The sequence below is a fragment of the Rhizobium sp. P1_B8 genome, assembly GCF_056406515.1.
Map to the genome: position 1 here is coordinate 156,363 of NZ_JBFTZZ010000016.1, position 20,474 is coordinate 176,836.

Sequence of the window (20,474 nt, forward strand, 5' to 3'; positions counted from 1 at the left end):
TTGTGGCGACGGTTTCAAGCGCAACGAGGTAGCGATGACAGGTTCGGCCCGGAATTTTCTGGAGTTTCATGATATTCCGGAGGCCGGGCTTCGATCGATTGTCGCTCGCGCCGGCGAGCTCGCCGAAGCCTGGGATGAGCGTGCGATGCCGCAGAGCCTTGCGGGAAAACGTGTCGCGCTGATTGTCGACGACGGCGGCTGGCGCAATACGACCGCCTTCGATCTCGGCATCCAGACGATGGGTGGTATCTGCGTGCATGTGCCGATCGGCTTCAATGCCAGGGAGGAAACCGGCGACCTCTCGGGTTATCTCGGTAACTGGTTCGACATGCTGGTGATCCGCACGAAGGAGCTTGCGACATTGAAGGCGGTGGCGGCAGCCTCGCCGGTGCCTGTCATCAATGCGCGCACACGCTCCAACCATCCCTGCGAGACGCTCGGCGACCTTGCCTATATCAAGAGCCGGCGCGGCTCGATCGACGGGTTAAAGGTCGTTGGCGTGGCGGCGGACGCAAATATCCTCCGCTCCTGGGCCGAAGCGTCGATCGTATTGCCGATCGAGGTGGTGCAGGTCTATCCCGAACGCTGGCACATCAGTGACGCCGCGCTGTTCAACAGACGTTTTCGCGTGAGTAGCGATATGGGCGAGCTATCGGATGCCGATGTCGTCATCACCGATTCATGGCCGGGCGATGGCCCCTCGGACGCACTCGTCAGCTATCGGATCGGGACCGATGTGCTCGATCGTTTGCGGGAGGATGCGATCTTCCTGCCGTGCCCGCCGGTGACGCGCGGCCAGGAGGTGACGGCCGCGGCGATGGAGCATCCGCGCTGCCTGAGCCGCGCCGCCAAGACCTTTCTGCTGCATGCGCAGAATGCGCTGATGGAGTGGGTCGCCGCCTAGAGCGGTTCAGCTTTAAGGGAAGCGCAGAACCGCTCTAGCCTTTTGTTTTTACGCAATTCCCGGCAAAAGCGCTTCGCGCTTTGCCCGGGAAAACCGCTACACACTTTTCCTGCCTCGTTGAGCGATGGCGTTGGATATGATTTTGCCATCTTGGCTCTTGCGTGCTGTGTTGAGAACATCCATTGGATGCGATGGCCGCTTTCGGTGCGGCGTCGCAGCCAGGTCCGGACCTCGGTTTCAAGGGTGTCGCGACTGGCGAAGTCCTCATTGGCGCGGCGGTGCCGCCGTCTTCTGGAGCCCGTCGGCAACATTCCACAGCCGAAGCTGAAGAACGATAGTACGCCATGCTGGACGCGCCAGCCATGGCCGCATAACTTAAACCAAACGGTCTTCGGCAAACCCGGGGCGGTTCCCCTTGAACGAGAGAACACACAATGCTTGGTTTCCTACGACGCAAAGCAGAGCCGGACCCATCAACCGAAATCCTGCGGATTCCGTCGAAAAAGTTCAACGCCGCAGTGGGTGCTGCTATGGCGGCCATTCATGAGTTAGAGAAGATCGCGACACGCGCAAAGTCTCGGATGAGGGATCAAAAGAGACCAATCGAGCAAGGAGACCTTGAGGAAGTCCTACGAATGCTGTCCGATGCACAGCGGCGAATTAATAGTGAAGTGGAAGATGAAATAGCAAAATCTGACGATCAAGGTGACACTGAATGGAACAAGGACGGGTATGATCTACTTGTGGCTCCAACTTTTCGAATGGCCAACTCACCTCAGGAAATAATTGATCTTGCGTTGAAAGCTGCAGACGGTGGCGCTAAGAGTGCTCGATTGCTTTATCAGCTATTAGTTGCGGAGATGGATGTTGCTGTTGCGCGTCATTATGTGACGCTAAACACAGGCATCAGAACTGAATAGGAGCAAACCAGCTCAAATGTGGCTTAGATGCGTAGGGGATGCCTAGGCCGCGAAATTGGGTCGCCTACTAGGTAGGGTGCTCCCCGACCCCAAATGCCACTCAGCCCGCCCGCGTTCGCCCAGAGAATGGCTCCCTCCGTCAGCCCAATCCCGCTCCTTGGGCTTCCGGATGGCGATGGACGCCTTGTCGGCCAGTGCAGTGAGTTTGTCGATCAGGATATCTGCTCGATCGTTTGGCGGAGGATGCGATCTTCCTGCTATGCCCTCCGGTCAGGCGTGGCCAGGAGGTGACGGCCGAAGCGATGGAACATCCGCTCTGCCAGAGCCGTGCCGCCAAGGCCTTTCTGCTGCACGCGCAGAATGCGCGGATGGAGTGGGTCACCGTCTGGCCGGCGCCCTTGCTCCTCTCGGCGCGCTCGGGCATTGTTGCTGCATGAGGAGAGTTTTCATCTTGCTGCTGGCGCTCTGGCCGGGCTTTGCCCTGGCCGATCAGGTGTTCTATCCGGCAAAATCCGGCAATGCCGATGCGCCGGTACTGACGGTTTATTCCTCGCTCGACGAGCCGCTGGCGCAGCCGATGATCCGGGGTTTCCTGGAGGCCAATCCCGATGTCGCAGTCAAATACGAGGACATGCTGACCGGCGACATCTACGACCGGATCGTCAAGGAGACGGATGCCGGCAAGAGGACGGCGGATTTTGCCTTTTCCTCGGCGATGGACCTGCAGGTGAAGCTTTCCAACGACGGATATGCGCAGGTCAGCAACCTGCCGATGAGCGCTGCATGGCCGAAATGGGCGAACTGGCGCAACACCGCCTATGCGCTCACCTTCGAGCCGGCGGTGTTCGTCTATCACAAGCCGAGCTTTGCGCATGAGCCGGTGCCGAGCTCGCGGGCTGAATTCGTCGATTATCTGAAACGCAAGGGCAACGAGGTCTATGGGCGGATCGGCACCTACGATATCGAGCGCTCCGGCGTCGGCTTTCTTTTCATGGCGCGCGACCAGGAACAGTTCGGCGACATCTGGTCAGTGATCGGGGCGATGGGGGCTGCCGGCGTCAAGCTTTATTCGACGAGTTCGGCGATTCTCGAACGTGTTGCCGACGGGCGCTTCGTGCTCGGCTACAATATTCTCGGTTCCTATGCGGCCGACTGGGCCTCGCGGAATCCCGATGTCGGCATCGTGCTGCCGAAGGATTATACCGTGGTGATGTCGCGGATCGGGCTGGTGCCGCAGGCGGCCGCCGAGCCGGAGCTCGGGCGACGCTATCTCACCTTCTTCATGTCGAGGGAAGGGCAGACGATCCTGGCGCGCGAGCTGCAGATTCCGGCCGTGAGCCCCGAGGTCGCGGGGGAGAATACCGCCAATACGCTGCAGGAACTGCTCGGCGCCCAACTTCGGCCGGTGCCGGTCAGTCCCGGGCTGATGGTCTATCTCGATCAGGTGAAGCGGGCACGGCTGATCGCGCACTGGAACGAGGTTCTGCGGATGCAGTGAAGGCGTCAGCTTTCGGCGGGCTGGCCCTGCTTAGAGAGCTTTGGGTCGCTGCGCCCGTAGCTCTTATCAGAAAGCCTCGCGGCCATGCTTCGCGGCGGCCAGTGGTGCTGGCCATGCGGCAGCGAAGAACCGGAATGAGACCGCCGTCCGCCAATTACGGCAAAAAAGTGTCCTGTCCTTCTGGATATCTCGCCGATGTCAGCTAAATGACAGCTTGTTGTGGTCGCTTTGGCTACTTCTTCTCCGTGGAGGCGGAGAGCTGAAGCCTTGGGAGGTATTCCGCTCGTCATTCAGGACCCTTGCGTCCGCTGGCCGGCCCATTCCTCCCGATTCCCAGAGAACAACAGGCGGTCTGCTCAGCCGCCACGGAGGACACATCGTGAAGCATACGTTCATCGCAACTCTTCTTGCCGCGACTATCGCGCTGCCGGCCTATGCGGCCGATTACACCATCATCGCGCCGGCCGCTCCGGGCGGCGGCTGGGACCAGACGGCTCGTTCGCTGCAGACCGCGCTGCAGCAGGAGAAGATCTCCGGCAACGTGCAGGTCCAGAACGTCCCCGGCGCCGGCGGCACCATCGGCCTTGCGCAGTTCAGTAGCCAGGCTGCCGGCAACCCGAATTCGCTGATCGTCGGCGGCTATGTCATGGTCGGCGCGATCCTTACCAACAAGTCGCCGGTGACGCTCAAGGATGTCACGCCGATTGCCCGTCTGACCGGCGAGTATGAGGCCGTCGTTGTTCCTGCCGCGTCCGAGATCAAGACGATGGCCGATCTGGTCGCGGCGCTGAAGAAGGATCCGGGTGCGGTTTCCTGGGGTGGCGGTTCTGCCGGCGGCACCGACCACATCACCGTCGGCTTGATCGCCAAGGCTTCCGGCGTCGATCCGACCAAGATCAACTATGTCGCCTTCTCCGGCGGCGGTGAAGCCCTCGCCGCCATTCTCGGTGGCCAGGTCACGGCCGGCGTGTCGAGCTATAGCGAGTTCGAATCGCAGGTGAAGTCGGGCACGCTCCGTCTTCTCGCCGTATCCAGCGATAAGCGTATCGACGGCGTCGATGCCCCGACGCTGAAGGAAGCCGGCACCGACGTCACCATCCAGAACTGGCGCATGGTCGCCGCAGCCCCCGGCCTGTCGGCCGAGCAGGTGGCAAGCGTCACTGCCGATTTCGAGAAGCTGCACAGCTCCGCAACCTGGCAGGAAACCCTGAAGACCAAGGGCTGGGCCGACACCTATCTCTCCGGCGATGCCTTCAAGGCGCAGCTCGAGAAGGATGTCTCCGCCACTGAAGGCATTCTCAAAGATATCGGACTCGTTCAATGAGCGAGGATAACACCTCCTCGGCAACCGAGCGTCGCCCTGATTGGGCGGCGTTCATCATTGCCGTTTTCCTCTTCGTCGTCGCCGGCGTGATAGCCTGGGATGCCTTGCATCTGAAAACGATTGCGCAATACGACCGCATCGGTCCGGCAACAGTACCTCAAGTGGTGGCGTTCGGCCTCTTCTGTCTCGGGATCTGGACTGCCTTCGAAGCCTGGCGCGGCGATTTTCCCGAACGTGACCGGCAGGAAGTGGCGCCCGTCATCTGGATCGTCGCCGGTCTTGCCGGCCAGATGCTGCTTTTGCGCGCCGCCGGCTTCTCGATCGCGACCGGCATCCTCTTCGCGCTGACGGCACGCGGCTTCGGCAAGCGTAAGCTCTGGATCTCGCTGCCGCTGGGCATCGTCCTTAGCTTCGTCGTCTGGGCGATCTTCTCGCAGCTGCTGCAATTGACGCTGCCGGCCGGCCCGCTCGAACATCTGTTCTTCTGACCGCGCGGACGCGCTGTCAGCTCTTTTGATTTTGCGCGGCGCCTGACCCCGAAATCGGACGGTCGGGAACGCCGCTTGGGACACCAAGATGAGCACATTCGAATTCCTATGGCAGGGTATCCTGGTTGCGATGCAGCCGATGAACCTGGTTTATGCGCTGGTCGGCGTGACGCTCGGCACCGCCGTCGGCGTGCTTCCCGGCATCGGCCCGGCACTCACCGTGGCGCTGCTGTTGCCCGTCACCTACAAACTCGATCCCGGCGGCTCGCTGATCATGTTCGCCGGCATCTATTACGGCGGCATGTATGGCGGTTCGACGACCTCGATCCTGCTCAACACGCCGGGTGAAAGCGCCTCGATCGTCACCGCGCTCGAGGGCAACAAGATGGCGCGCGCCGGGCGCGGCGGACCGGCGCTGGCGACGGCGGCGATCGGCTCCTTCGTCGCCGGCCTGATTGCGACGCTCGGGCTTGCCTTCATCGCTCCCTATATCGTCAAGCTGGCGCTGGTCTTCGGGCCGCGCGAATATTTCGCACTGATGGTGCTTGCCTTCGTCACCGTCTCCTCGGCCTTCGGCGACTCCGCCTTGCGGGGCCTGACCTCGCTGTTCATCGGCTTTGCGCTCGCCATGGTCGGCATCGACCAGCAGACAGGGCAGGCGCGACTTTCCTTCGGCATCCCGGACCTGCTCGACGGTGTCGAGGTGACGACGCTTGCCGTGGCGATGTTTGCGATCGGCGAGACGCTTTATATCGCCGCGCAGGGCAACCGGATCGCGGAGAAGGTCGAGGCGGTCAAGGGTTCGCTCTGGATGACCGCTGAGGACTGGGCGCGTTCGTGGAAGCCCTGGCTGCGCGGCACGCTGATCGGTTTCCCGATCGGCGCGATGCCGGCGGGCGGCGCCGAAATCGGCACGTTCCTCTCCTATGCGACCGAAAAGCGGCTGGCGAAAAACCCGGAAGAGTTCGGCCATGGCGCAATCGAAGGCGTGGCCGGTCCCGAGGCGGCGAACAACGCCTCGGCCGCCGGCACGCTGGTGCCGCTTCTGACACTCGGCCTGCCGACGACGGCGACGGCGGCGATCATGCTCGCCGGCTTCCAGCAATACGGCTTGCAGCCGGGGCCGCTGCTGTTTGCCACCAATCCGCAGCTCGTCTGGGGACTGATCGCCAGCCTGCTCATCGCCAATGCGATGCTTTTGGTGCTGAACCTGCCGATGATCGGGCTCTGGGTGCGGTTGCTGACCATTCCAAAGCCGTGGCTCTATGCCGGCATCCTGCTGTTTGCGACGCTTGGGACAATCGGCGCCAATCCATCCGTGTTCGAGCTCGGCATGCTGCTCACTTTTGGCCTGCTCGGCTATGTGATGCGGCTCTTCGGCTATCCGATCGCGCCTACCGTCGTCGGCCTGATCCTCGGGCCGCTTGCCGAACAGCAGCTGCGCCGGGCGCTGGCGATCAGCCAGGGCGATGTGACGACGCTGGTGATGTCGCCGATCGCGGCGGGTCTGCTCATCGTTGCAGCCGCCGCCTTCCTCATCCCGCTGATTCTGCGGCTGCGTGGCAGGGGCCAGGTGCTGTCGCAACTGGCGGCAAACGAAGACTAGCGCATCGGCCCGAAATCGGAATCGATTTTCGGAAAGCACGATGCGCAGATTTCAAAATGAGATCGTCCTTTGTGCGTCCGAAAGGACGCACGGCGCTCTAAGAAGAAAAAGACGACCCACCCCCTCCCTCGAGGCCGGCCATGGAGACATGTGCCGGCCTGCTGTTTTTTGCATGGCTGAGGTGATTTTCTGAGCATTGTGGAGGTCTGTGCGCGATGCCATCTATGAGTGGTCAATCATAGAGCAAAAGGAAAAGGACAATGTCCGCACTCCGCAATTCAATCCGTACGGGTTTCTTTGGCCGCGCATTCGCCGTCCTTGGTGCTGCAAACGCGGTCAGCGCCGCCGTTGAAGCAGGCCGTCGCCCGCGTGCCGGCGACCTCAGGGAGCTCGGTATCGACCCAGCCTCCTTCGGTCAGGTCTCCCGCTAACACCTGCAAGCCATGCATGAATGAATTAGCCCGCAACCGGATGGTCGCGGGCTTTATTTTTATCCCTATGGGTGCCGCCCAGCGGCTTGCATTGTCAGGCGTGAAGTTCCTCCTGCCGGGCGACGTGACCCTCGACCTTTTCGCGCCTGTTGTGGCGGATGGATGACCAGAGGGACAGGCCGATCAGCGCCGCGCCGCCGAGGCCGGTGATGACTTCGGGGATGTGCACCATCGTCTGCGCATACATGATCACCGAGAGGATCAGGATGGCGTAGAAGGCGCCATGTTCGAGATAGCGGTATTCGGCAAGCGTTCCCTTCTCCACCAGCATGATCGTCATCGAGCGCACGTACATGGCGCCGATGCCAAGGCCGATGGCGATGACGAAGAGGTTCTGCGTCAGCGCGAAGGCGCCGATGACGCCATCGAAGGAGAAGCTGGCGTCCAGCACCTCCAGATAGATGAAGGCGCCGAGGCCGCCCTTGGCGGCAGCACTCATCGTCTGCTGCGAGGCATCGAGCAGCCCGCCGACCACCTCGACCGCGAGGAAGGTAAGCAGGCCGTAGATGGCGCAATGGACGAAGACGGTGGCTTCCTCGCCGCCGATCAGCCAGGAGAAAACCAGCATCAGCGCCAACACGAAGGCGATCTCGATACCCTTGATGGTGGCGGAACGTGCCATCATCTTTTCAAGACCGCCAATCCAGTGCACCTGCTTCTCGTGATTGAAGAAGTAGTTGAGCCCGACCATCATCAGGAAGGTGCCGCCGAAGGCTGCGATCGGCAGATGCGCGTCGTTCATGATGCGGGCATATTCGGCCGGCTCGCGGGCGGCAAGCACCAGAGCATCCCAGGGGCCGATCTGTGCCGCGATCGCGACGATCGCCAGCGGGAAGACGATGCGCATGCCGAAGACGGCGATGATGATGCCCCAGGTGAGGAAGCGCTTCTGCCAGACCGGCGTCATCTCCTTCAGCTTGTTGGCGTTGACGATGGCATTGTCGAAGGAAAGCGATATCTCCAGCACTGCAAGCACCGTGCAGATGAAGAAGACGGTTGCCATGCCGCCGATGGTGCCCGTCGTCTGCCAGCCGAGCACGGCGCCGAGAACGAGGCCGAGGGCAGTAACGATGAAAGCCCAGCGGAAATAGCTGAGCGAAGATTTATGGGTCACGGACTGGTTCATGGCCGCACCTCGCGGCCGCAAATCGCATTGAAGAGGGGTGATATATTGGAAAAACGCGACATGCCATAACGGGCATGCGGGTCAGGCATGGTGAGCTTGTTCATCGATGAAAAATCCGCCGGCTAAGCTGCAGGCGGTACCGACATCACGAGAGCGCCGTAAAAACTCTCGCCAGAGGGGCCCGGCACCAAAGTTCCCCCGTCAGCCGATGTCTGGGAGGCTGCAGGATAGGCTCTAGGTAATGAGCTTCCCGGGCCAGTCAAGGCCGACAGGCATATCGAGATTGGGTAATTTTTTTTGGAACCATCCTGATGCCCGTCCGTTAGGCACTGTTGAGCTTAAAAAAGGAGGCCGATGATGCACACTTCGACCCATGTTCCCGACAAGCGCACGGAGGCGTCCGACCGCATGAAGCGGGCGAAGCCAAACCGCATGCAGAAGGCGCAGGTGCTGCCGCCGCATCATGTCGATCTGACCCTGACGCCCGGCGTCTATCACGACATTCACGTGCCCGCCCATGTTACCGGCGCAGACCTTTCCAAGGGTGGTCCCGACATTAAAGGCAATGCTGACACCAAGAAATAACGGATATTCCGGAGGCCTCTTTGGCGCTGACGGTAGATTTGAAACAGGGTGAGAAACATATGACGATCAACTTTGTGCCCCGCGAGATCTTCATCCGGCACGAAAGTGAATGGCAGGCCGTACGCGAGGCGGCGGACGAGCGCATCAATATCGGCATCGGCGAACGCCAGAAGCCGCTTTCGTCCATCGGCGGTACGGCATCGGTTGGGAAAAACGATCCTTCGGCCGCACGCTCCGAATGACCAGCAGACAGTCACGCTGATACGAACGCCCGGCATGATGCCGGGCGTTTTGTTTTCTATTGATGGTCATCCCGATCGATACGCTGTCCGGAGTTAAAGCCGAATCGTTGCTCGAGCTTACCGAAAGCGAAGAGCACACAGATGGCGGCGAGCGTCGTGAAGAAGGCGATCGGCCAATAGCCGAAGCCCATGGCGAGGCCGATCGCGCCGGAGAGCCACATGCCGGCGCCCGTCGTCAGCCCGTGCACCCGACCTCTGGCAAAGACGATCATGCCGGCGGCAAGGAAAGCGACGCCGGCGGTTACGGCTTCGATGACACGCAGCGGATCGATACGCACCTGCTCGTCATCGGCGAAACCCGGCATGTGCACGGCCTCGATCGAGATGATGGCAAAGAGGGCCGCGGCAAGACTGATCAGAATATGGGTGCGGAAGCCTGCCGGGCGGTCGCGTGCCTCGCGCTCGAAGCCGATCAGTGCGCCGAAGACGATGGCGCCGAGCAGACGGGCGAAGATGACCGGATAGTGGATGCGCGACGCCGGTATCATGTCGGCGATGATGAGATCCATGGATTTTTCCCCTAGAATAGATGGAATTTTTCGCTGGCTAACGTGTAAGCGCGGAATTTGTTCAGCTTTTTCCACGTCGTGTGTTTCAGGCGCCGCACAGGCCCCGCCGGTGCGCCCCGGCGCTTTCCTGTCATTGGAGGAAAAGATCGCCGAACCAGGCATCATCCTGTCGCCGCGCCAACCTTTCGGAAAGGATTGGGCAGCGATAATCCCGGCCTCACGGGAATCGGACAGATGGCCAAGACAGCGACACGCGGCCGCCGCAAGGCGCCGGCCAGAGGAAAGAGCAAAGCGCGCAGCAGCGGTGGCGGATTGCTGCCCTGGGCGGTGATCGGCATTGCCGCGATCGGTGGCATCGTCGCTCACGACCATTGGAAGAGCATCCAGCCGATGCTTGCAAGGCAATCGGCGCCGATCACGCGGGAAACGGCGGAGCCGAAACCCCTCGTCAGGAAGGACGTGCCTCCGAAGCAGGTGGCGCTTGCCGCACCCATGCCGAAAGCCGTATCGCCGGTGCCACAGTCGCAGCCGCTGCCGCCGGCCGCGATCCCGACGCCGATGATCCAGCCGATAAAAGCAGTGCCGTCCCCGGCCTCTCCTGCCGTTTCGGAAACCGGGAGGGTCGCTTTCGGCTATTGCGGGCAGGGCGCCCATATCAATTGCGTCGGCGATGGCGGCGTGTTCTGGTACAAGGGCGAGAAGATCGTGATCGCCGACATGGCAAGCCCTGTCGTCGACCAGGCCCGCTGTGACGGCGAACGCAGGGTGGCCTTTGCCGCCAAGTCACGGCTGCTGGCACTTCTGAACGCTGGACCCTTCACGATGAATGCCGCGGGCAAGACCGAGTCCTCAGGCGCACCGCGCGTCGTCTCGCGCGACGGGCGCTCTTTCGGCGCGCAACTGATCAATGAGGGACTGGCACGCAAGCCGGGGGCTGCCGGTAGCGCCTGGTGCGCCTGACGGCAATTCAAAATGCTACAGCGTCCTTTGCGCGTCTGAAAAGACGCGCGGCGCTGTAGAGCATTTCCATTCTCGAATGCACGGAAACGCTCTCGCTTTGTTTTCAGGCGATTCCCGACGCAAAACCGCTGCGCAGTTTTGCTGGAGTTGCTCTGGCTATTTGCCTTTTTTCACCAGCTTGCCGCCGGTGCGGAAGCTGCCGGTGAAGGAGGAATCCTTGCTTTCTGCGGTGCATTCGATCGCAATCGGCTTACCGGCATAGGGATTGCCGAAGGTGCAGAAGCCGGCAACCTTGACCTCCCCGGTCATCTTGTTGCCGACACCCGTGGTGACGAGGCTGAGCGGCAGGCGGGCATTGCCGTTGGAGGCGGGCTTGATGCCGCCGCCGTCGCCCTGGAAGCCGAGCGCCTTGCCATCCGAAGTGAAGATGAAGGTCACCAGGCCATTGACCAGGGTGACGCTGGCAAGCTCGTTCTTGCAGCCCTTGGTGGCGTCGAACTTGGCGACAACAAGCTTGGCGCATTTGCCGGAAAGCGTGATGACGCCAGGCGCGCCGGGAAAAGTCTCGGCGGGTGCGGCTGGCGCGGCAGAGGCCGGCAAGGCGAAGGCAGCGGAAAAAATTGCGGCGGCGGCAAGCGCGGATAACTTCATTTCGATCTCAAAACCCCATGTCCTGTCGAGGCGAATCACCACCTCATGCTCGGTTCGCCATGGCATGGCTCTGTGTCCGAATTTGGCTCCGTTATTCCAGAGGCACAAAAATTTCGTCGGCCGCCGGGCAGGCTCGGCGATCGGCGGCAGGTTAGTCAAAAGGTGGTTGAGCCTGCTGGTTACAGGGTCCAGCAATGACATAGGCTGCCGGACATCGGCAACGAACCGATGTGACGAGACAGTAGCAAGGCGCTCATCGAGCGCCTGCCGTCTTGGACGCACTTCTAGTCAAGGGGAATGGGCCCAGGCAGGGAAGTCCAGGCCCATTCTTTCCCGATCGGAGGTCAGTCAGATCAGGAATTTATAGCTGCCGGTCCAGAGCATGATGCCGAAAAGTGTAAGCGGTTTTCGGACGACATCCTGTTCTAGCCGGCAGCCTTTTATCAGAACGCGCGCTGCAGGCGGAAGTAGCCCGAGGTTACGTCTTCAGCATTGTCCGGATCGAGGTACTGAACCGAAACCTTTGCCGAGAGGTTTTCAACGATCTGGTAGTCGACCGTTACGCCGGCCTTCCAGGCGCTAACGTCGTCGTTGAACTCGCCAGCAGTGATGCCGTAGTTGTCGTAGTACTGAACGGCCGGGGTGATCTTCAGCTTGTCGGTCGCCTTGATGGCGTATTCAGCAGCGATGGCCCATTCAGCCTTGTTGTAATAGGCGTTCGGGTTGGTCGCGTAGACGACTGCGAGGCCGAGCGTGCCCGGACCGACAGCAACCGTACCCATGGCGCGGACGGCACCTTCTTCGTTGTCGGTGTCGTAACCAGCAGTGATCTGGTAGCTGAATGCTCCAGCCTTGCCGCCGAGACCAACTGCAACGCCGAAGTTGTTAGCGGTTTCGCCATCATAGAACGGGCTGTCTTCCAGCTCGTCAACGCTGATGCCAGCGTAGAAGGCGTCGGTTTCGTACTGATAACGGATAGAGTTATGCAGCGTTACCGGAGAACCGATATCGTCCGTTTCGCCGGAGAGACCATCGTCCCACCAGGAGTAAAAGAGACCAGCGCGGAAACCTGCGATGTCGATGTAAGCAGAGTCCAGCTGGGCCTTCTGGGCAGAAGCGTTGTCAGCATTGAACTGCATGACGATGACGCCGGTCAGCGGACCATATTCGGTGTCGCTCTTGGCCGTAAACTGAACCTGACCGCGCGTACGGGCATCCCAGTCCGAGTCGTTGGCAACAGAACCACCGCCGGCGGCGCCGATCGAGCTGGCGTGCGGAGCAACGTCAACCTGGAAACGAACGTAACCGTTGATCTTGAGGCAGGTTTCGGTGCCCGGGATGTAGAAGTAGCCGGTGCCGTAAGCGTCGCAGACGCGAACGTATTCAACCGGTTCCGGTTCGGCAGCAACGATAGCGTCAGCAGCCTGAGCGCCGGATACTGCTGCAAGTGCAGCAGCGGAGCCGAGAAGAAGGCTCTTGATGTTCATGGAATAACCTCCAGTTCAGATGCAAGAGGATGAAGACCGTCTGCGCTCGGCAGTCCCTACGTGTCTTCACCCCGTGTGACCGAAGCGGCACCTTTTTGGCTCGGTGCCTGCCTCGCCGCGGAAGTTACATAGGGTATGTTGCACTGCAACGACATTGTCGATCGTGACAGCAGGCTGCTACTGCTATGTTGCTGAAATCACACGCATTTTGTCATAAACCCGTCATCTGTACGTCACAAAGCTCGCGCTTCCGAATGCTTGAGCAACGAGGGGCTGAACTTCGGCAACGGTATGCAATTGATGATCGCGTGAGCACGTCCTCATATGCGAAAGCGCCATCGCTGCAATCTGCACGAATCGGACAAAGCCGAACAATGCCCCAGGACATACCGATGTCGGGCCACAGCTTCTCACCGGCAGTGATCGGTGACTGGCGAATGTCGCCTCGACGGGAAGCAACGAAGACGCGCTTTTGCTGGAACTGCTCAATTTGCCCTCTTTCACCAGCTTGCCGCCGGTCGCTCGGGCGTCGAACGGGGAGAGCAGTCGTCTCGCTAGGGATTTTTGAAATCGTCCCAGAGGATCGCTACCCCAGCCGCGAAGATCGTGATCGGAATCAGCCAAAACTTGATGCTAATGGGTTCGACGACATGAAACTGCATATAACCGAAACCGAGGAGGCCAGCCGCAACCAGGGCGAGGCCGAGGATTATGGATATCGCTTTACGTGTCCGCGTCCTTTGCGTCATATGTCCCCCTATTTCCCCGTGTGGGGCTATCCCACAGCCATTGAATCCGGCCCGGATCATGGTCGAGGACCAATCACGCGCAAGCCCTCGCTCCGCAAAGCGCTGGATCTGGAGCGCCTGCCAGGCTCAGGAAGCAGAAAATCCCCAAAGCGGGGATTTGTCAACAATGTCAGGGAGATCGGATGGTGGGCGTGACAGGGATTGAACCTGTGACCCCTACGATGTCAACGTAGTGCTCTCCCGCTGAGCTACACGCCCATCCGATGGCGGCGCATAGATCACAAAACCTTCGGAGCCGTCAATAGGCTTTTTTCAGTTTTGTGACGCGCCGCCCGGCAAGCCTTACGCGGCAAGCATCTTGTTGACCTCATCGACGAGATCGCGCAGGTGAAAAGGCTTCGAAAGGACCTTGGCATCCTTCGGCGCCTTCGAATCAGGGTTGAGCGCCACCGCGGCAAAACCGGTGATGAACATCACCTTCAGGTCGGGGTCGAGCTCGGTGGCGCGTCGCGCCAGCTCGATGCCGTCCATCTCGGGCATGACGATATCGGTCAGCAGCAGGGAAAACGGCTCCTCGCGCAGCCGGTCATAGGCGCTGGCGCCATTGTCATAGGAAAGGACCTTGTAGCCGGCCTTTTCGAGCGCTTTCACCAGGAAGCGGCGCATGTCGTTGTCGTCTTCGGCGAGAAGTATCTTCTGAGTCATCAATCCAGACCGCGATCCATAGGTTTTTGGTGGGCTGCCAGCCGTTTACACTAGTCTTTACCCGGTAAACAACCGGTGAATTGTCTGTGCGTGACCGCCATCCCTCCTACATAGTATGGACTTGCGGCCGGGCAACTGGCAACATGGGCCAAGCAGTCAGTTCATGACATGGTAAAGAGGGCCGAAAGTGCCGGAAATACGCGAATACGAGCTTTTTGAGGTCCATGAGCCCGTGTCGCAGACCATTCCTTTCGTCTACAACTCCCCCCATAGCGGCCGCATTTATCCACCGGAATTTATCGCTCAGTCCAGGCTTGAGGGCATCGCCATCCGCCGTTCCGAGGATCACTATGTCGACGAGCTCTTCGGCTCGGCCGTCGCACTCGGCGCGCCGCTGCTGGCAGCCAACTTTCCGCGCGCCTATCTCGACGTCAATCGCGAGCCTTATGAGCTCGATCCGCGGATGTTCGACGGGTTGCTGCCGCCCTATGCCAATGTCAATTCGCTCAGGGTCGCCGGCGGGCTCGGCACCATTCCGCGCATCGTCGCCGAGAATATGGAGATCTATGCGCGGCGCCTGCCGGTGCAGGAGGGGCTCGACCGCGTCGAAGCGGTCTACAAGCCCTATCATGCGGCGCTTCGACGGCTGATCGCGCGAACGCATGTGCAGTTCGGTTTCGGCGTGCTGATCGACTGCCACTCGATGCCCGGCAATGTGCGCGTCGCCGGCAGCACTGCGCGACCTGATTTCATCATCGGTGATCGCTACGGCACCAGCGCTTCGGCTGAACTTTCGCGCGCAGCCATCGCCATCCTCGAGGAAATGGGTTTTGCTGCGATCCGCAACAAGCCCTATGCCGGCGGCTTCATCACCGAACATTACGGCCGGCCTTCGCGCGGACTGCACGCGTTGCAGATCGAGGTGAACCGGGCGATCTACGTCGATGAGCTGACTCTGGAGAAACGCGAGGATTTCGCTGCGGTGGCTGATGCGGTCACCGACTTCATGCAGCAGATGGCGGAATATGTTGAGAAATTTGCCGGTGAGCGGGCGCTGGCCGCCGAATAGATCTCTTTTTCGATGTCGCTGACGTCTGGCCTTCGTCTTCCCGGCCAAAAAAAACCGCGCTTGTGAGCGCGGCTAAGTCTAGGGAGGAAACACCCAAGGAGGGTATTTACAGTCAGAAGACTGTATGGAGACGCTACTATTGCATTGCACAAATGTCAAGCAATATATTGCGCTGCGATATCTTTGGGCAGTTAGAGCCAAATTGCCTGCTGCGTTTGCATTCCCATTGCTTTTCGCTATGAAAAGCGCCACTCCCGCCAGCCAAACGGATCCATCATGTTTCCTGACCGTTCGTTTTTCAACCGCCTGGCGGAAGCCGCCCGAGCCGAGACGCTGCCGCGCTTCCGCTCCGGCCTCGATGTCACGAACAAGCTTTCCTCCGGTTTCGATCCGGTGACGGAAGGTGACCGGGCGGCCGAACTCGCCATCCGGGCGCTGATCGAGGAGAGTTTCCCCGGCCACGGCATTCTCGGCGAGGAACATGGCAATGTCGGGCTCGACCGCGAATATGTCTGGGTGATCGATCCGATCGACGGCACGCGTGCCTTCATCTCCGGTGTGCCGGTGTGGGGAACGCTGATCGGCCTGCAGAGGGATGGCAGGGCGATCATGGGCATGATCGAGCAACCCTTTACCGGCGAGCGCTATTTCGCCGACCAGAACGGCTCGATCTATACCGGGCCGGAGGGCGAGCGGCGGCTGGCGACGCGCCAGTGTGATGCGCTTTCGAACGCCATCCTGTTCACCACCTCGCCGCATCTCTTTGTCGGCGAGGAGATGGAGAAATACCGCGAGATCGAGAGCCAGGTGCGGCTCTTCCGCTACGGCTGCGACTGCTATGCCTATGCGTTGCTTGCCGCCGGCCATATCGATCTCGTCATCGAAAACAGTCTGAAACCCTATGACGTCGGCGGCATCATTCCCGTCATCGAGGGGGCAGGCGGCATCATCACCACCTGGGACGGCGGACGGCCTGAGAACGGCGGCTCGATCATCGCCGCCGGCAGCCGGGCGGTCTACGAACAGGCGATCGCCGTTCTGCAGCGGTGATCCCGCCGTGCTGATTCCGCGGTCAGCAATGCTGGCCGGTCATGTGCCGAGGGCGGCGACTTCTTGGTTTTCTTCGGCATCGCTGCCGGGAATGAAGGCGTGGAAGGCCGCAAGGGCGGCAGCGCGGTAGATATCGCGCTCCTGGAAGATCTCGTGGCGGGCGCCGTTGATCGGCACCAGCTGGCCGGCGCGGAAATAACGCGAAAGCCGCTCCTGCGCCGTGTAGGGCACGACACCGTCACGCGTCGGGGCGATGACGATGGTCGGGATGGTGATGGAAAAGAGATGGTAGGGCGAGGTGACCCGGTCCATCGTGCGAAAGGCCTCGATCAGCCAGCGGGCCGTCGGCGGCCCGAGCGTCAGTTCCGGATGAGCCCTCATCATCGCAACATTGCGCTCGAACCGGTGTTCGTCCGAGGTCAGCGGATTGTCGCTGAAGTTCGGCTCCTTCAGTTTCGAGGTCAGCGGCAGAAAACCAAGGCCGAGGGCCGTCAGCGTGCCGGCCAGAGCGCGGATGACGCGAGGCGAGACCGATTGGCCGGTCAGGCCGATAAAGGGCGCCGACAGCACCATGCGATCGATACGGGTGGTGAGATAGGGCGCGGCCGACAGCGCAATCAGGCCGCCTGTGGAATGCGCGAGCAGATAGAAGGGCAGGCGGGTATCCGGCAACACCACCTTTTCGAGGAAGGTGTCGAGATCGCGCTCGTAATCGACGAAGCGGCGAATGTGGCCGTGGTTGCGGCTCTTCAGGAGCCGCGGCGAACCGCCCTGGCCGCGCATATCGAAGGTCGCGACCCAGAGGCCTTTGGCCGTCAGGTCGCGGATCGTCTCGAAATATTTCTCGATATATTCGTTGCGGCCATGCAGGATGACGACCGTGCCCTTGGCGACCAGAGCGCTCGAGCGGAAGACGGCGTAACGCAGCTGGTGGCCGTCATGGGTTTCGAAGAACCCCTCCGTGCGGTTTTCCGGGGCGGGATTGTCGGGCGTCGAATAGAGAACCTGATCCATGACTTTGCCAATGCGCCGCTGCTGACTGCTTCGCCTTCAGGGATAGCGCACGGCATCCGGATTGGAAAGCGGTGGCGCTCGCAAGGCCGGCTGGAGGAAAAGGGCCGGCAGGAGCATGAGGGTGCTCGCGGCCGGCCGAAGTTGAGGCTGAAGAAGAAGGGACGGATGCACTTCAGCCATCGGGACCAGATTCACCCGACGCGGAAATTCCTAGGCGAATGTGCCTGAACGCGCTCCGAACCGGTCGTTCATGCGGGGTTCACGGGCTGATCAAGGCGATTCCGAAAAGGTCTTGAACTCCTCGAATCCCATCACCATCTCCTTTCTGCGGGTGCCGAACAGGGCCCGCGCAACCGTCCCAAGGCCGCCAAAGATGGGGTCTCAGGGGCACTTCATCGCAACACGTCGCTTCCACAGGAGGACATCATGCGTCACGTAGACTTCTCTCCCCTTTATCGTTCGACCGTCGGTTTCGACCGGCTCTTCACCATGCTCGACAGCCTTGCCCAGCCGGAGCAGGCGCAGACCTATCCGCCCTATAATATCGAGCGCACCGGTGAAAACACCTATCGCATCACCATGGCGGTTGCCGGTTTCGACGAGACCGAACTTTCGATCGAAGCCCATGCCCATGTCCTGTCCGTGAAGGGTGAAAAGAACGAGGAACCTGCCGAAAGCGGCGAATTCCTTTACCGTGGCATTGCCAAGCGCGCCTTCGAGCGCCGCTTCCAGCTTGCCGACCATGTCGAGGTGACTGCCGCTTCGCTGAAGAACGGCCTGCTGCACATCGACCTTCTGCGCAATATTCCCGAGGCCATGAAGCCCCGCAAGATTGCGATTGCTGCAGAACCGGTCGAGGCTCCGAAGGCCATCGAAGCGCAGATCATCAACGGCTAATCAGATCCTTACGGATAAAATGAACGGCGCTCTTCTGGGCGCCGTTTTTCTATTGCGGCTTAATGCGCGCCGCGATCTTTCAGATTCGCTCATCGCGCTTTAGCTCTTATTTTTACGCATGTCGTTGTCGCAAAACCGCTGCACAGTTTTGCGCGACATGCTTCATGCCGGGCTGGCGGCTTCGTCGATTTCCTTGTCCGTTGCACGGCGGGCCGCGGCGGCGGCGTATTTCTGGGCGATGACGGCGCAGACCATCAGCTGGATCTGGTGGAACAGCATCAGCGGCAGCACGATCGCGCCGATCGACTGGCCGGCGAAGATGACGTTCGCCATCGGTACGCCGCTCGCGAGGCTCTTCTTCGAGCCGCAGAAGGTGATGGTGATCTCGTCGGCCTTGTTGAAGCCCAGCCAGCGGCTGCCGAACATCGTCAGCACCAGGACAATCGCCAGCAGAACCATGTCGGCGACGATGACGACGGCGATATCGGCGATCGAAAAGGTGTGCCACAGGCCTTCGACGACAGCCGTGCTGAAGGCGAGATAGACGACCATCAAGATCGAGCCGCGGTCGACAGGCATCAGGATCTTCTTCTTGGCGCGGATCCAGTCGCCGATCCAGGGCTGCAGGATCTGGCCGACAATGAAGGGGGCAAGCAGCTGCAGCAGGATCTGCTCCAATGCGTCGAAGGAGAAGCCGCCATGGCCGCCGACGGAAAACAGCAGGCCGACGAGCAGCGGTGTCAGGAACATGCCGAAAATGTTGGATGCCGAGGCCGAGCAGATGGCGGCCGGTACGTTGCCGCCCGCCATCGAGGTAAAGGCGATCGACGACTGCACTGTCGACGGCAGCACGCAGAGGAAGAGGATGCCGAGATAAAGCGGCTGCGGCAGGATCGTGTCGGGGATCAGCCCGAGCGCCATGCCGAGCAGCGGGAAAATGCCGAAGGTCGTCAGCAGGATGACGAGATGCAGGCGCCAGTGCAGCAGGCCTGATATGACGACGTCGCGCGACAGGCGGGCGCCATGCAGGAAGAACAGCAGCGCGATGGCAAGGTCAGTGGCGATACCGAAATAATCCGCGAATGTGCCGCTTGCCGGCAGCAGCGACGCGAGGATGACGGTGCAGACGAGCAGGATGGTGAATGTATCGGGCAGAAAGCGGCGCATGGCGATCTCGCGGCGTGATAAAACAGTCATTGTTCTGTCGTCCATTATGATCCAGGATGCAAGGAATAACAGTTATCGAGAATATGGATCATGCTGGACCTTTCGCAATTGCGCAGTTTCGTCGCCGTCGAGCAGATGGGCAGTTTCACGCTCGCCGCAGAAAGGCTCGGCCTCGGGCAGTCGACGGTCAGCCAGCACATCCAGCGGCTGGAGACGGCGCTCGGGCGCAGGCTGCTGGCGCGCGACACCCATAAGGTGATGTTGACCGGCGATGGCGAGGCACTGCTGTCGCATGCGCGCGCCATGCTTTCGATCGAGGGGCAGGTGCAGTCGCTGTTTAAGAGCAACAGCCTGCGCGGCAGTCTGCGGCTCGGCGTATCGGAGGATTTCGTCACCAGTCAGCTGCCGGCGGTGCTGGAGGATTTCGTGCGTTCGCATCCATCGGTCGACCTGGAGCTGACGGTTGCGCTTTCCGGTGTGCTTTACGAGATGCAGGACAATGGCGAGATCGATCTGGTGCTCGCCAAGCGTCGGCTCGGCGATGCGCGCGGAAAACTCGTCTATCGCGAGCCGCTCGTCTGGCTGGCGCGCGATCCCGAGCGCGTGCTCGCCTCAGGGCCTCTGCCGCTGATCGCCTTTCCGCCGCCGAGCGTCACACGGGTGATCGCGCTCGAAGCGCTCGGGCGAAACAGGGTGCCGTGGCGGATCGTCTGCACCTGCGGCAGCCTGAGCGGGTTGACTGCAGCGGCGCGAGCCGGGATGGGCGTGCTGGTGCAGCCGCGCAGCATGGCACCATCAGGCCTGAAGGAGATCGCTGCGGGAAGACTTCCGGTGCTGGAGGACGTGGAATTCGTGCTGGTGCCGCGTAAGGGAGCCGACCAGGCACTGGTTTCAGCACTGTCGGAGGATATTCTGCAAAAGGTGAGGGGACTGAGGTCGGCGTGAATCCTTGCCCGTCACCGAACGGCCTGC

At 60.9% G+C, this 20,474-nt stretch carries 22 protein-coding genes, 1 tRNA gene and 1 pseudogene; 15 read left to right on the plus strand and 9 right to left on the minus strand.

What is annotated here, in order from left to right:
- The first annotated feature begins 34 nt into the window (after window positions 1–34).
- The 8 genes and pseudogenes from AC1D2N_RS20070 to AC1D2N_RS20105 all read left to right on the plus strand — a co-directional run bounded on the left by AC1D2N_RS20070 (window position 35) and on the right by AC1D2N_RS20105 (window position 7,171).
- Window positions 35–904: an ornithine carbamoyltransferase gene (locus AC1D2N_RS20070; protein ID WP_130759012.1), complete on the plus strand. Its 870-nt coding sequence runs from the start codon at window positions 35–37 to the stop codon at window positions 902–904.
- A gap of 434 nt (window positions 905–1,338) precedes the next feature.
- A complete protein-coding gene (locus AC1D2N_RS20075; RefSeq protein ID WP_028733977.1) occupies window positions 1,339–1,824 on the plus strand; it encodes a hypothetical protein in 486 nt (161 codons plus the stop codon).
- A 212-nt stretch (window positions 1,825–2,036) separates the two neighbouring features.
- Window positions 2,037–2,261 (plus strand): annotated as a pseudogene (locus AC1D2N_RS20080) (hypothetical protein); the annotation flags it as partial.
- 14 nt (window positions 2,262–2,275) lie between these two features.
- On the plus strand, window positions 2,276–3,322 hold the full coding sequence (locus AC1D2N_RS20085) for an ABC transporter substrate-binding protein (RefSeq protein ID WP_047622423.1): 1,047 nt from the start codon (window positions 2,276–2,278) through the stop codon (window positions 3,320–3,322).
- A 379-nt stretch (window positions 3,323–3,701) separates the two neighbouring features.
- Window positions 3,702–4,646 carry a Bug family tripartite tricarboxylate transporter substrate binding protein gene (locus AC1D2N_RS20090; protein WP_018243556.1) on the plus strand — a complete coding sequence of 315 codons (945 nt, stop codon included), beginning with the start codon at window positions 3,702–3,704 and terminating at the stop codon, window positions 4,644–4,646.
- Window positions 4,643–5,134, plus strand: coding sequence for a tripartite tricarboxylate transporter TctB family protein (locus tag AC1D2N_RS20095; protein ID WP_018243555.1), 492 nt, complete (start codon window positions 4,643–4,645; stop codon window positions 5,132–5,134). Before AC1D2N_RS20090 ends, AC1D2N_RS20095 begins: the two co-directional genes overlap by 4 nt.
- 88 nt (window positions 5,135–5,222) lie before the next feature.
- Window positions 5,223–6,740 (plus strand): tripartite tricarboxylate transporter permease, encoded by a 1,518-nt coding sequence (locus AC1D2N_RS20100; RefSeq protein ID WP_018243554.1) that lies wholly within the window; start codon window positions 5,223–5,225, stop codon window positions 6,738–6,740.
- A 260-nt stretch (window positions 6,741–7,000) separates the two neighbouring features.
- Entirely contained in the window at window positions 7,001–7,171 is a 171-nt protein-coding gene (locus AC1D2N_RS20105) for a hypothetical protein (RefSeq protein WP_018243553.1), read from the plus strand.
- Between the two features lie 94 nt (window positions 7,172–7,265).
- On the opposite strand, the gene AC1D2N_RS20110 is transcribed toward AC1D2N_RS20105, so the two are convergent.
- On the minus strand, window positions 7,266–8,357 hold the full coding sequence (locus tag AC1D2N_RS20110; protein ID WP_018243552.1) for a DUF475 domain-containing protein: 1,092 nt from the start codon (window positions 8,355–8,357) through the stop codon (window positions 7,266–7,268).
- Between the two features lie 354 nt (window positions 8,358–8,711).
- Between AC1D2N_RS20110 and AC1D2N_RS20115 the strand changes: the two genes are divergently transcribed.
- Together AC1D2N_RS20115 and AC1D2N_RS20120 are read left to right on the plus strand one after the other, a co-directional pair.
- Window positions 8,712–8,942: a hypothetical protein gene (locus AC1D2N_RS20115; RefSeq protein ID WP_018243551.1), complete on the plus strand. Its 231-nt coding sequence runs from the start codon at window positions 8,712–8,714 to the stop codon at window positions 8,940–8,942.
- A 59-nt stretch (window positions 8,943–9,001) separates the two neighbouring features.
- Window positions 9,002–9,184, plus strand: coding sequence for a hypothetical protein (locus AC1D2N_RS20120; protein WP_018243550.1), 183 nt, complete (start codon window positions 9,002–9,004; stop codon window positions 9,182–9,184).
- Window positions 9,185–9,240: 56 nt separating this feature from the next.
- Here the strand turns inward: AC1D2N_RS20120 and AC1D2N_RS20125 are convergent, their stop codons facing one another.
- The gene (locus AC1D2N_RS20125) at window positions 9,241–9,753 is read right to left on the minus strand and encodes an MgtC/SapB family protein (RefSeq protein WP_018243549.1); all 513 of its coding nucleotides are present in this window, start codon (window positions 9,751–9,753) and stop codon (window positions 9,241–9,243) included.
- 234 nt (window positions 9,754–9,987) lie between these two features.
- Here AC1D2N_RS20125 and AC1D2N_RS20130 point away from each other — a divergent pair, with 234 nt between their 5' ends.
- Window positions 9,988–10,713 (plus strand): hypothetical protein, encoded by a 726-nt coding sequence (locus tag AC1D2N_RS20130; protein ID WP_026188526.1) that lies wholly within the window; start codon window positions 9,988–9,990, stop codon window positions 10,711–10,713.
- 156 nt (window positions 10,714–10,869) lie between these two features.
- On the opposite strand, the gene AC1D2N_RS20135 is transcribed toward AC1D2N_RS20130, so the two are convergent.
- The 5 genes from AC1D2N_RS20135 to cpdR1 all read right to left on the minus strand — a co-directional run bounded on the left by AC1D2N_RS20135 (window position 10,870) and on the right by cpdR1 (window position 14,305).
- Window positions 10,870–11,364 carry a hypothetical protein gene (locus AC1D2N_RS20135; protein ID WP_026230610.1) on the minus strand — a complete coding sequence of 165 codons (495 nt, stop codon included), beginning with the start codon at window positions 11,362–11,364 and terminating at the stop codon, window positions 10,870–10,872.
- 443 nt (window positions 11,365–11,807) lie between these two features.
- Window positions 11,808–12,851: a porin gene (locus tag AC1D2N_RS20140; protein WP_028733981.1), complete on the minus strand. Its 1,044-nt coding sequence runs from the start codon at window positions 12,849–12,851 to the stop codon at window positions 11,808–11,810.
- Window positions 12,852–13,405: 554 nt separating this feature from the next.
- Entirely contained in the window at window positions 13,406–13,600 is a 195-nt protein-coding gene (locus tag AC1D2N_RS20145) for a hypothetical protein (protein ID WP_018446075.1), read from the minus strand.
- 183 nt (window positions 13,601–13,783) lie between these two features.
- Window positions 13,784–13,858, minus strand: a tRNA-Val gene (locus tag AC1D2N_RS20150).
- 84 nt (window positions 13,859–13,942) lie between these two features.
- On the minus strand, window positions 13,943–14,305 hold the full coding sequence (gene cpdR1 / locus AC1D2N_RS20155) for a response regulator CpdR1 (RefSeq protein WP_003542883.1): 363 nt from the start codon (window positions 14,303–14,305) through the stop codon (window positions 13,943–13,945).
- Between the two features lie 187 nt (window positions 14,306–14,492).
- Here cpdR1 and AC1D2N_RS20160 point away from each other — a divergent pair, with 187 nt between their 5' ends.
- Both AC1D2N_RS20160 and hisN read left to right on the plus strand, forming a co-directional pair.
- Window positions 14,493–15,374 (plus strand): N-formylglutamate amidohydrolase, encoded by an 882-nt coding sequence (locus tag AC1D2N_RS20160; RefSeq protein ID WP_011653502.1) that lies wholly within the window; start codon window positions 14,493–14,495, stop codon window positions 15,372–15,374.
- A 276-nt stretch (window positions 15,375–15,650) separates the two neighbouring features.
- The gene (hisN, locus tag AC1D2N_RS20165; RefSeq protein ID WP_018243544.1) at window positions 15,651–16,424 is read left to right on the plus strand and encodes a histidinol-phosphatase; all 774 of its coding nucleotides are present in this window, start codon (window positions 15,651–15,653) and stop codon (window positions 16,422–16,424) included.
- A gap of 39 nt (window positions 16,425–16,463) precedes the next feature.
- On the opposite strand, the gene AC1D2N_RS20170 is transcribed toward hisN, so the two are convergent.
- A complete protein-coding gene (locus AC1D2N_RS20170; protein WP_130717838.1) occupies window positions 16,464–17,438 on the minus strand; it encodes an alpha/beta fold hydrolase in 975 nt (324 codons plus the stop codon).
- 426 nt (window positions 17,439–17,864) lie between these two features.
- Here AC1D2N_RS20170 and AC1D2N_RS20175 point away from each other — a divergent pair, with 426 nt between their 5' ends.
- Window positions 17,865–18,335, plus strand: coding sequence for an Hsp20 family protein (locus AC1D2N_RS20175; RefSeq protein WP_003542878.1), 471 nt, complete (start codon window positions 17,865–17,867; stop codon window positions 18,333–18,335).
- A 162-nt stretch (window positions 18,336–18,497) separates the two neighbouring features.
- Here the strand turns inward: AC1D2N_RS20175 and AC1D2N_RS20180 are convergent, their stop codons facing one another.
- The gene (locus AC1D2N_RS20180) at window positions 18,498–19,547 is read right to left on the minus strand and encodes a bile acid:sodium symporter family protein (protein WP_018243540.1); all 1,050 of its coding nucleotides are present in this window, start codon (window positions 19,545–19,547) and stop codon (window positions 18,498–18,500) included.
- Between the two features lie 45 nt (window positions 19,548–19,592).
- Here AC1D2N_RS20180 and AC1D2N_RS20185 point away from each other — a divergent pair, with 45 nt between their 5' ends.
- On the plus strand, window positions 19,593–20,447 hold the full coding sequence (locus AC1D2N_RS20185; protein ID WP_028733984.1) for a LysR substrate-binding domain-containing protein: 855 nt from the start codon (window positions 19,593–19,595) through the stop codon (window positions 20,445–20,447).
- Window positions 20,448–20,474: the final 27 nt, after the last annotated feature.